This window comes from Porphyromonas catoniae ATCC 51270 (assembly GCF_000565015.1).
Lineage (GTDB): Bacteria > Bacteroidota > Bacteroidia > Bacteroidales > Porphyromonadaceae > Porphyromonas > Porphyromonas catoniae.
The window spans coordinates 16577-28108 of the sequence record NZ_JDFF01000002.1 but is presented as its reverse complement, the minus strand read 5'-3'; the positions used below and the strand labels follow the sequence as shown (position 1 = coordinate 28108).

General features: G+C 41.7%; 6 protein-coding genes. All 6 read left to right on the top strand.

Annotation, left to right across the window (positions count from 1 at the left end; all coding sequences use genetic code 11):
• The first annotated feature begins 440 nt into the window (after nt 1-440).
• The 6 genes from HMPREF0636_RS00475 (at nt 441) to HMPREF0636_RS00445 (ending at nt 11286) form a co-directional block, all read left to right on the top strand.
• Nucleotides 441-1745 carry a site-specific integrase gene (locus HMPREF0636_RS00475; RefSeq protein ID WP_044167680.1) on the top strand — a complete coding sequence of 435 codons (1305 nt, stop codon included), beginning with the start codon at nt 441-443 and terminating at the stop codon, nt 1743-1745.
• A gap of 1064 nt (nt 1746-2809) precedes the next feature.
• Nucleotides 2810-3886 carry a DNA cytosine methyltransferase gene (locus HMPREF0636_RS00465; RefSeq protein WP_044167678.1) on the top strand — a complete coding sequence of 359 codons (1077 nt, stop codon included), beginning with the start codon at nt 2810-2812 and terminating at the stop codon, nt 3884-3886.
• Nucleotides 3873-5381, top strand: coding sequence for an ATP-binding protein (locus HMPREF0636_RS00460; protein WP_044167675.1), 1509 nt, complete (start codon nt 3873-3875; stop codon nt 5379-5381). Before HMPREF0636_RS00465 ends, HMPREF0636_RS00460 begins: the two co-directional genes overlap by 14 nt.
• The gene (locus HMPREF0636_RS00455; RefSeq protein ID WP_052328666.1) at nt 5374-8241 is read left to right on the top strand and encodes a Z1 domain-containing protein; all 2868 of its coding nucleotides are present in this window, start codon (nt 5374-5376) and stop codon (nt 8239-8241) included. The genes HMPREF0636_RS00460 and HMPREF0636_RS00455 overlap by 8 nt, the downstream gene beginning before the upstream one ends.
• Nucleotides 8228-9148: a PD-(D/E)XK motif protein gene (locus tag HMPREF0636_RS00450; RefSeq protein ID WP_248616842.1), complete on the top strand. Its 921-nt coding sequence runs from the start codon at nt 8228-8230 to the stop codon at nt 9146-9148. Before HMPREF0636_RS00455 ends, HMPREF0636_RS00450 begins: the two co-directional genes overlap by 14 nt.
• A gap of 20 nt (nt 9149-9168) precedes the next feature.
• Nucleotides 9169-11286, top strand: coding sequence for an AIPR family protein (locus HMPREF0636_RS00445; protein ID WP_044167674.1), 2118 nt, complete (start codon nt 9169-9171; stop codon nt 11284-11286).
• Nucleotides 11287-11532: the final 246 nt, after the last annotated feature.

Below are 11532 nucleotides of genomic sequence, written 5' to 3'. Positions count from 1 at the left end.
CTTATACATTGAATGAGAGTATGTTGCGGCCTTCAATTAGCCCTTCATTTAGCCGTCACTGCTACACTAATTGCTACGCCTTGATTTGTGTAGCAGTTTCTGTAGCAGAATTTGACCGATTGATGACGATTAGACCCTAGGGGTAAGCCGTCAGGTCTATGGACTGCATACAAAGAAAAATCGTTGTAAGACCATGTCCTACAACGATTTCCTCTTGTTTTGAAGGCTTCTGTGACGACCATTTTGCAGTCACTTCGAAGCCTCTTTGCGGAGAGAGAGGCTCTTTTTCTTGAACTATCATAGATGCTTGTTTGGTGTCAAAGCGCTGTTTATCAGTATGTATGTGGGCGTGTGTCTTAAAGTGGAGTATCATAGAATCTCCCTTGCTATATCCTTATTTGGGTGTATCTTTGGGTGTGTAAACTATACACCCGAGAGTTATGAATATCAAGCGCAATATCATCTTTGCTCTGGAGAGCCGGAAGAAGGACGGTGTCCTGATTGTGGAAAACGTCCCTATCCGTATGCGAGTGAATTTTGCTTCCCAGCGAATAGAGTTCACTACGGGCTATCGTATCGATGTGGCTAAATGGGATGCGGACAAGCAACGAGTAAAGAACGGATGTACAAATAAGCTTAAGCAATCTGCCTCAGAGATCAACGCTGCGCTCTTGGGGTACTATACCGAGCTGCAAGAGGTGTTCAAGCGCTTTGAAGTGGCGGAGATCATGCCAAGCCCTGCGGATGTTAAGAGCGCCTTCAATGCCCGCCATAGATCTGACGATGTACAGCTGGAACGAACCTCCGATAAGCTCGATCCTTCGAACGACTTTTACTTTTATAAGGCCTTTGATGAGTTCGGACGTGTCTGTGGTCGACAGAACGACTGGACGCACGCCACCTATGAGAAGTTCGCTGCGGTGAAGAATCACCTAAGAGCCTTCCGAGCAGACCTTAGCTTCTCCTTTTTCAATGAGGCTGGGCTAACAGAGTATGTGCGTTACCTTCGAGAGGTACGTGCGATGCGCAATAGCACGATCGGGAAGCAACTCAGCTTCTTGAAGTGGTTCCTGCGTTGGAGCTTCAGCCAGGGAATGCATGGGAACAATGCTTACGATACCTTCAGACCTAAGCTCAAGGATACGCAGAAGAAGATCATCTTCTTGACTTGGGAGGAGCTGACTAAGCTTCGAGAGTTTGCCATCCCTCCAGCTAAGCAGTCGCTTGATCGTGTGCGTGATGTCTTCCTCTTTCAGTGCTTTACCGGACTGCGATACTCAGATGTCTACAATCTCAGAAGAAGCGATATCAAGGAAGATCATATCGAAGTCACTACGATCAAGACTTCTGACAGCCTGGTCATCAAGCTCAACAAGCATAGCAAAGCTATCTTGGAGAAGTATCAGGATGTGGTATTTGAGCATGATAAGGTGCTCCCCGTGATCACCAACCAGAAGATGAATGAGTACCTCAAGGAGCTTGCCGAACTTGCTGGTATCAACGAACCTATTCGTCAGACCTACTACAAAGGGAATGAGCGCATTGATGAGGTGACGCCTAAATATGCTCTGCTCGGTACGCACGCTGGCCGACGCACCTTTATCTGTAATGCCCTTGCCCTCGGCATCCCACCTCAAGTCGTGATGAAATGGACGGGGCATAGCGACTACAAGGCGATGAAGCCCTACATTGATATTGCGGACGACATTAAGGCTAATGCCATGAGTAAGTTCAATCAACTATAGATTGGTTATGTACGAAAAGTATGCACGACAGGCTTTTCCGTCCAGAGAGTTATTGGGGAGCGCACTCTATCGTATAAAAGCATTGGAGAGGATATCGAACTATAGATAGTCTCATATATCACGAAGGCTCACTGGAGACGGTAGGTGGCTTTGCTTTCGTGGCGCAGCAAAAGTAGTTTGGAGTTGGAGACTCTGAGAAGATGGATAGGTTATCTATCTCTGTATATCTGTGGAATTTTCGATACCCTACATACAGGCTTGAGTAAACTCGGAGCACCCAAGGCTGAGCAGTGCAAGGCCGAGCGTGAGCTCTTGGTTTTGGTCGGTGATATTCCTACCGATGGTAGACAAGACTATGATGTATTAGGCTTTATTTGTGAACATCTAATTAGCAACGTTGCAGCCAATGCTGGTAGAAGATATACAGAAGGAAATATCTGTCGGAAAATCAAAATGATAAGTTTTCTTGAGGGGGAAGGAGTACGACTTGTCAACGAGCGAACTTCTTTCTCCTTCTTTCTTTTGCAATACCTCAATGAGCACTTGTTTTGATGCGGAAAAGGTGCTGATTATCTGATGAAAAATAACTGAGATTAAAGAAAATATAGCATCTGTAAAATGATTCTCTAAATCTTTCGTTTGTGAACTTTATAAGCTAGATGCAGTACCTTTGCCCTATAATTATTGAGACATAGTATGTTGTTCTGTCTTCTTATCCCATCCTGTGGTTTTTCCTTATGGTGACTTCGCTCCATGCTGTTGAGGCGGGGGCTATGGAAAATGGCATAGAGGAGAGGCCGCAACTCACTTACACTGATGGAAAGGCGTACGGCATCGTAACAGACCCGCTCGGCACGCCTACAGAGGCTTACAACGCTGGGGACGAAGAGGTGTAGTCGCGCAGGCTCGACATGAATGGGATAAGCCCAGCAGTGAAAGAAAAAGAAGTAGCTTTACAAAAGCATTGGATAACAAACAGCTTAAGCAAATTAAAGAATCCCTAAACTAGTTGTCAATTTGGGGGGGGAGTAGTATACTTAATTGGTTTTTAGACCAAGGACACAATGTTATACGGAATAGATATTTTCTCAGGTGCAGGTGGTTTGAGCCTTGGTGCAGAAATGGCTGGAATACAAATCAGCTATGGAATTGAAATAAATCCAAGTGCAGCGAAATCATTTACCAGGAATCATAAGGGGGCAAAAGTTCTTCAAGGAGACATCAAAGACATTGACCCATCAAAACTCAAAGAAGGCAATGATCCAGTATTTGTCATTATGGGAGGACCTCCTTGCCAAGGATTTTCGCTCTCGAATACTCGTACACGAAATATGCAGAATGAAAAGAACTTTTTGTTCTTGGAGTTCGTGCGTTTTGTTCAGGAGTTGAAGCCAACTTGGTTCGTTCTTGAAAATGTGTGGGGATTAACTAACTTGGAAGAGGGTAAAACCAAGAATATGATTGAGGATTGTTTCGGAGCTTTAGGTTATGAGGTAAATTCTCAGGTGCTGTGGGCTTCTGATTATGGTGTCCCCCAAAATCGAAACCGTTTCTTCATGGTGGGCAATCGTCTTGGAATAAAGTTTGAATTTCCAGAACCATTTGAAGAGAAAATTACGGTCGAAGAAGCTATTGGAGATTTGCCTGATTTGGAAAATGGCGAGATGCTCGAAAAGGGTGAATATAAAGTCCCTCATTCTGAAGCAAGTGAGTACGCTCAGCTTATGCGAGAACATTCTCATTCCCCAACTCAGAATTTTGTTTCACGTAATAATGACCTTGTAATTCAGCGCTATAGGCATATAAAGCAAGGGCAGAACTGGCGTGCAATCCCAGATGAACTGATGCAGAACTATGCAGACAAAGGACGCACTCATAGTGGCATTTACAAACGTCTTATTGCCGACCAACCTTCTGTGGTAATCTCCAACTACAGAAAGAGTATGCTCATTCACCCTTATCAAGACAGAGGTTTGTCTGTACGTGAAGCAGCACGTTTGCAGAGTTTCCCAGATGACTTCTATTTCGAAGGACCTATCTCGCACATCCAGCAACAGATAGGTAATGCCGTACCACCACTACTTGCAAAGGCAGTATTTGACCAGATTATAAAAATGTCTCGTCACGATGGCCAAGGATAGAGAAAACATACCAGTAGCATCAACCTTAATGGGCTCTCTCAGATCAATGGGGTATTCCTTTGAATCTGCGGTAGCAGATGTTATTGATAATAGTATCAGCGCGCATGCTACATTCGTAAAAGTACTCTTTCCCACCAATCCATTTGAACCGACAGCTGTAGGTATTTTGGATGATGGAGAAGGAATGGGTGATGAAAAACTGTTTGAGGCGATGCGTTATGGTAGCATGGCATCAGAAGCAGAACGTGACGAAGATGACCTTGGTCGTTTCGGCATGGGCATGAAGGCCGCTTCCCTCTCCCAATGTAGAAATTTGACGGTTGTAAGTTATAGCAAAGGAAAACGAAGTGCCTATACTTGGGATTACGATTACATTCAGAAAAAACAGAAATGGATAATCCAAGAGCTTACGTCACAGGAAATAGACAGACTTCCATACGTTAGCCAGATTACCAAGCAAGCAAAAGGTACACTTGTTATCTGGAGAGACTTTGATGTTTTGTCTAAATCAAGTGATGGTCAGGTTTACGAAACCCTTGTTGATCTAATGACATCACTCGACAAAGCTCTTGCACTTATTTTCCACAGATTCCTTTCTGCCACAGGTAGTGCTAAACTCAAAATCCAGATAAATAATCAGGGCGTAAAACCACTTGATCCATTCCTCGAATGTCATCCAAAAACTTCAAGCAAGAAGGAACGAACCATAGCAATCAACGATAGTGAAGGAGTTGAGCGCTTGATTCATGTAAAACCATTTGTTCTTCCTTTTGCTACCGATCTTTCAGATAACGACAAGAAGCTGATTGGAGGTATAGAAAACCTACGAGCAAAGCAAGGATTCTACGTTTACCGAAATAATCGTCTCATTATCTGGGGTACTTGGTTTGGCATGAAGCAACGTGCTGAGTTGACAAAGAATGCTCGAATACGTGTTGACATTCCTAATACGCTGGATGACATATGGGGTATTGACATTAAGAAGCAAAATGCTTCTATCCCTAAGCGTATTCTTAATCAGTTACGCAAAACAGTACTTGATACACTCGAAGCATCCACTAATCAGCAAACATACAGAGGAAGAACTGCAAAGATTGACGATGACATAGATTATATATGGGGTAGAAAAGAAGGTCGTAACCAAATGTTCTATTACCAGATAAACAGAGAAAGCAAACTATTTCAGTTTGTCAAGGATAAAATGTCTGAAGAGGATTACAACTATCTTGAAATGCTGGTAACAGAGATTGAGAACAACATTCCGATTCAACAAATGTACATTGACAAATCAAATGAAGTAATTGCAGTAGAAGAAACAGATAGTCGTTTTGATGATGTCTTCCAAAATGCCGTAACAATAGTAAGTACATTAAAGAGCGTAATGAATAGTCCTACAGAGAGCATCATTAACGACCTGATGAAATCTGAGCCATTCTGCAAGTATCAAAAGTTGAAGGATAAACTAACCGATAATTTCAAAGAAACCAATGACTGATAATTTATACCTTTCATTGAGGCAAATAACATTTTGCCTCATCGATGCTGATAAAGCAGTAGGTAATGAAGTGAAATTTGAAAACATCAACTCCTATATTGATAGAGCGACCATGTCGCTCAAAATCACTTGTGATGAAGAGACAAGAAAACGTCTTTTCACGGATGTGGAGTATCGGTTCAAAATCACTCATGCCAAGGGAAATGTAATCTTTGATGATTATGACAGCAGACAAGAGTGGTATTCCAATGAGCGCATTGAGAATCCTTATTTCTGGAATAAATACAAAGCATTGCTTCTTGCTAATCCATCCTTCAATATAAAGAGTATAAATCTTCTAGATGAGGACACTCTGCCCAACATAATGAACTGTCTTGGAAATCCCAATGACAAGTTTGAAGGTCAAAGATTCCGTAGAGGTCTTATCATTGGTGACGTACAATCTGGGAAAACGGCAACATACTCAGGTTTGATTTGTAAGGCTGCCGATGCTGGCTACAAAGTAGTCATACTGCTTGCTGGTATTACAGAAAGCCTTCGTCAGCAAACACAAGAGCGTATTGATGAAAGTATTATTGGCATTACCTGCAAGAAGCATGGTCGTACGGTTTTGCCTCTTCAACGTGTTGGTGTTGGCAAGGATAATCAGGAACTCAGAGCGACTTCATTTACATCCTGTGTTAATGATTTCGTTGGCAATCATGATAAAATTGCAATGTCGTTGAACTCACAGAATTCGTTGGTTGTATTTGTCATTAAGAAGAACGTTTCCGTTTTGCAGAAGCTTCACAAGTGGCTTCAAGACCAAAATCTAGACCCAGTGAAGGATTACATAGATATTCCGATGTTGTTGATTGACGATGAAGCAGATAATGCGTCTGTCAACACAAAGAAGGACGAAACTGACCCGACAAAGACAAATCAGCTGATACGTCAGATCTGTACTCTCTTTAAGGACACAACGTATGTGGGATTTACTGCTACACCATTTGCAAATGTGTTCATTGATCCAGACTCTGTGGACAGCATGAAGAACGCAGACTTGTTTCCAGAACACTTCATTTATGCCTTGGAGGCACCTTCTAATTACGTGGGTGCTCAAAAGATTTTCTACCCCGAAGGTCAGTACTACCGCAACTTGCGCTACATTACCGATATCGAAGAGCCGGATTATACCTCGGAAGAATACCTTGACCAGGTTGATAATGACATTGAATCCCTAAATTCAGGAGGTTTCTATTATCGCCATAAGAAAGAATGGGACGGCGAATTGCCTGCTTCATTGACGGATGCCATCTATTGCTTCTATCTGGCAAATGCCATTCGCGACCTTAGAGGGCAACATTCAGCACCTAGAAGTATGCTTATAAATATGAGCCGTTTCATCAAGGTGCAACGTGTAATAACTGAGCACGTAGAGCGTATTCACGAAACGGTCTTTGATGACATTCGCTTCAACTTTACCGATAGTAATACAGACAACAGGAAGTTGCCTCTCTATCAAATATTCGAGAAGCTCTGGAAGAAGCATTTCTCGCATGTAACAGATATTACCTTTGATAGAGTTGTCCAGAAACAAACCATCAAGGATGCGATTGAGAAGATTAAGGTGATGGTAGTCAATGGCTCGAAGCAAAGCAATAGCCTTGATTATCGAACCAATAAATCACTTCGGGTAATTGCCGTTGGTGGCTTGGCACTTTCTCGTGGTTTGACTCTCGAAGGTCTTCTTGTAAGCTATTTCTACAGGAACACCTCTACCTTTGATGTGCTTATGCAGATGGGGCGATGGTTTGGCTATCGTAACGGCTATGACGATATTTTCCAGATATGGACAAGCCAAATAAGCGCAGAATGGTACGCTGAAGTTGCAGGCTCATCTCAGGAGCTAAAAGATAATATTAAGAACATGTATGACCAACGTCTTACGCCAAAAGACTTTGGTATAAAGGTTCGTGATAACTGTAGTGAATTGCAAATTACGGCTTCAAACAAGATGAGAGCAGCAAGCGGGTTGGATTTGCGCTATTCATTCTACGGCAACATTTATGATACCCCCTACGTAAGCTTTAACATTGAGCACAATCGTAACAATTTGAGGGAAACCGCAATTCTTATTGGTACGTTGTTTAAGGGTGGTTATACATTGCGTTATACAGATCTCGTAGGAAAGGCTACCAAGGATGTGAATGACACTTCAGATAGTAGCTCACGCTTCTTCGAGAATGTTCCAAAGGAAACCATCATTGCATTTATTGAAAAGATAAAGTGTTCAATGGCAAATGGAAATTTCAATGTGCCAAACATTCTTGAGTTTCTAAAAGGGGCTGAGAATCCTGGTATAGAGAATTGGGATGTTGTAATTGAAGGTGGCGAAAGCAAAGAATATGTCCAGTTTGACAAATTGCAGAATATCAGATGCGTTAAGCGTTCCATCTATTATGGTACTCGTAATGTTGTTCAGATAAGCTCACGCCGAAGAGCACTTAGTGGTAGTGCGGAAGGAAAATACGCACTCACGAAAGAACAGATAAAGTGCGCAGAAGATGAATATAGAAAAGGTAGCGGAGGTGAGAATACTCCGTTGAAGGCATACTTTGAATTCTTGCCAACACGTAAACCAATCTTCATCATTATGCCCATTCATCCTGTACCTGCAGAACCAGGTGAAGGAAAAGAAGAGAATCAGAAACTAACCAAGTTCAGAGAAGAGTTGGGTAATGATCATATTATTGCCTTTGCAATAGGTTTACCAGGAGTGAAGGGAATAGAAAATGCTGTTCATTATACAATAAATAAGGTGTACCAACGTCTTAATGTGGAAGACGCAGAAGAAGAGGAGGTTGATGATGCAGATTAAGATTTACACACTTCTATCTGGGGATTTCAAGGCAAGCCATTTCATTAGGATTGGTGAGAACCACAACATTAGTTTGTATGTGGGTAAAGATGAAATGGGGCGTTATGCTTTTGATTTCAGAGGTCGATTCAAGGTTGCTCGTACTAAGAGCTCAGAGGTAATCTCTGTTACTCACATCAATAGTGGGGATGAGAACTTTATACGTTTCTCGTTAGAGAATCCTGCGTTGCTCGAATACTTCTGCACCTTCTGTGAAGACCTGATTACCTCTACGCAAGTAATAAGCGATGACGAAACTGCTTATCAAACGCTTAGAGCTCGTTATTTCTCTTGGAAGCAACTCTTTAAACCAAATCATGGTAATCTTACGGAGATTGAGGTGATGGGGCTTATTGGTGAGTTGCTCTTCCTTAGAGACGAAATGATTCCTACAAAGGGACTTGATGCAGCTCTTGAAAGCTGGATGGGACCAGAGAAGACTCACAAAGATTTCTCATACGATAATGACTGGTACGAGGTAAAGACCCTCAATTTTGGCAAAGAGTCGGTTCATATTTCATCTATTGAACAACTTGATGGTAGAACAGAAGGATATCTGATTGTGTATTCCTTGGAACGCATGAGCCCTTCATTCAACGGAATCAAGTTGAATGCTTTGGTGAACAAGTTAATTGCTATGATAAAACCTTCTCACTACAAAGAAACGTTTCTTGCAAAGCTGAGTTTATACGGATTTGATTTCTCGCCAGAGAATGATAATCTCGTTTACGATCTTAAATCCGTAGCGTCATATAGAGTAGATAATGCCGATTTCCCAAGGGTAACTAGAGGTTTGCTTCCTGCCCCAATTATAAAAGTACAATACGACATTATACTCTCAGAAATAGAAAAGTTCAAAGTACCATAATCTATAAATACGTTGGCACAATGGAAATAGAAGAATACAGACAACAATTCATTGATGAATTGAGATTCAATGCGGAACATGAAGGTACAGAACCCGAAACTCAGTTTATAGAGAAAACCCTTAATGACTTGGAAGAGATTGGTGAACTCACCGATCCAATTCCAATGTCTGTGGAAATGCGAGGTTCAAGAAATCGTATTTTGGCATTTGATGCATATGCTTACGATGAGGCCGATGGTGCATTAGTGCTTATTGCAAGTGACTTCACTAATCAGCGTAATGTTGCTCCCACGCTAACCAATACTCGTATTGAGGAGTTGTACGGTCGTATGTTGAACTTCGTAGAAGAAAGCGTACAAGATAACATTAGCAAGTATTGTGATGACTCTGATCCTATTCTTTTGATAGCCAACGAATTTAGAAAGAAAATAGGAACGGGTATGCTTTCAACGGAAATTCTCCGTTTCAAGTTCTTCATTATTTCCAATGCAACATTGAGTAAGCAGGTAAAGAATCTCAGCAAACCGGATTTACTAGAACGTCCTGTAGAACTGAATGTATGGACGCTTGAACGTTTCTACCAGACGTTTGCATCAAACTCCAGCGAGATTATAGAGATAGATACTGCCGATTTTGACTGTCAGGGTATTCAATGTCTGAAGGCCGACCTTGGACAAGGTTCTGAGTATGACGCTTATCTAGGGATTGTCCCAGGTAAATTTCTTGCAAATATTTATCTGAAATATGGTAGTAAGCTACTGCAAGGTAACGTTCGTGCATTCCTTAGTGTACGAGGAAAGGTAAACAAGGGTATTCGTGATACCATTATAAATCATCCCGAGAATTTCTTTACCTTCAACAATGGTATTGCTATTGTTGCTCGTTCCGTAACATTTTCGCCAGATGGTAGTCGTATTGTTCACTTCAAGGATCCTCAGATTATCAATGGCGGTCAGACAACGGCTTCACTTGCCAATGCAATTATCAAGAAGGAGGCTCGCTATGGTATGGATACGCTATTTGTTCCTATGAAGCTCACTGTACTCAATGTGGAAAATGATATGAGCGAAGAGCAAATTGAGCAGTACAATACCATTACAAAGACGATTTCACAATGTGCCAATAGTCAGAATGCAGTTTCTGATGCAGACTTCTTCTCTAACCATCCATTCCATGTTATGATGGAGACGTTGTCACGTAAGGTGATGGCTCCCCCTGTTGATGGTAGCCCATTCCAAACAATTTGGTTCTATGAGCGCTCACGAGGCAAATGGGAACAAGAACAGATGAAACTGACAGTGGCACAGAAGAAGAAATTCTGCGAGATGCATCCCAAAAATCAGGTTATTAAGAAGGAGAAACTGGCAAAGTGCTACAATGCCATCTTGATGAATCCTAATCAGGTGTGCCAGAGTTCTGCTATTAACTTCAATCGTTTTGCTTCGGTTATTGAAAAGATTTATGAAGAGCAACGTGATAGTATTAACGAAGATTTCTTTAAGAAGTGTGTTAGCTCTGTTATTCTATTTGATTCACTCGATAGCTTAGTCGGGAAGGCTTCTTGGTACCCAAAGGGTGGTAACAAGGCACAGATTGTACCTTATACAATTTCAAAGTTGATGACTCTTATTCCAAAGGATCGTGATCTTGATTGGCATTACATCTGGCAGAAGCAGTCTCTCTACCCAGAACTTGCAGAAGAGCTGCTAAAACTTGCGTATGTTACCCACAACTTTCTCATGGACCAAGCTAATGGTGGTATTGTGCGTACGATCTCACGTACCCAGACTGTTTGGAAGAATTTCCAAGATTACAAGTACAAGCTCAGCGACAAATTTATTGGGACACTCGCATCAATGGCAGAGAATAAGGCTATTGCACAATCAGCAAAGAGGGCACACAAGTTCAATTTAGACGTCGATGCTTCTGTAGAAGTATTTAAACTTGGTGCCCAGTATTGGATGAGAGTTTATAATGACCTTGTCAAGGAAAACGTATTGTCTTATGGTGATTGCAGTTTTATCAAGGGAATTGTTGATTACATTAAACGCGGAAATCTTCCGTCTTCCTCACAATGCAAGCGATTGCTGAAGATTATAGCAAAGGCAGAAGATAAGGGTTACATTATGCCGAATTAATAATATGCCAAGTAAGATTGTAAAGGTAGTTGCGACCATCATCTTTCGAGATGGTAAGCCTTTCGCCACTCAACGAGTATATGGAGAATGGAAGGATTGGTGGGAGTTATCTGGTATTCTTGGGTACTATTCTTTGGGGAACAATCTGTGATTGAGATTTAGGCTATTTGGTGGGTAAATAGCTGATTTTCATGTGTTCAAAGGATTGTTGGGTCACGATGGTATTCGTATCTTCAATGGAGTTGT